A 514-nucleotide genomic window follows, 5' to 3' on the forward strand; every position below is an offset into this window, starting at 1 on the left:
CTCGTAACTGGGACGAAGTCGTAACAAGGTAGCCGTACCGGAAGGTGTGGCTGGATCACCTCCTTTCTAGGGATACCTATCAACGAGACGTGGTGACGAAGAACAAAGATTTTGATGCAGAGAATGACCGCCGTGGCGGCAGCACCCATCAGTGGGCAAGGCTCACTGGGATTAACTAAGGGCGTATAGCTCAGCTGGTTAGAGCGCGATCCTGATAAGATCGAGGTCTCTGGTTCGAGTCCAGATACGCCCACCAGTCAATCTTTATGGTTGACGAAACCCATTGAAAATGGGGCGCTGGCGCAATTGGTAGCGCAACGGTTTTGCATACCGTAGGTTAGGAGTTCGAGTCTCCTGCGCTCCACCAGAACCTTAACAACAGATATAGCGACAATAACTATAGTCAAGAAATTGCATCTATACAATTCAGGTTGTCACGCTGCCGAGGCGCGACGACCGATGATCAGCAGGAATGCGAGTGATGGATGCCTAGGCGCACACGACCGATGAAGGA

2 tRNA genes and 1 rRNA gene are annotated in these 514 nt (G+C 51.6%); all 3 read left to right on the forward strand.

The annotated features are described in order from the left end of the window. Nucleotides 1-66: ribosomal RNA gene (locus tag ACFMKP_RS24755) — 16S ribosomal RNA — on the forward strand; the annotation flags it as partial. Between the two features lie 113 nt (nucleotides 67-179). Beyond that, nucleotides 180-256 (forward strand) — tRNA-Ile (locus ACFMKP_RS24760). A gap of 35 nt (nucleotides 257-291) precedes the next feature. Further along, nucleotides 292-367 (forward strand) — tRNA-Ala (locus tag ACFMKP_RS24765). Nucleotides 368-514: the final 147 nt, after the last annotated feature.

It is taken from the genome of Herpetosiphon sp. NSE202, from assembly GCF_042688385.1.
GTDB lineage: Bacteria > Chloroflexota > Chloroflexia > Chloroflexales > Herpetosiphonaceae > Herpetosiphon.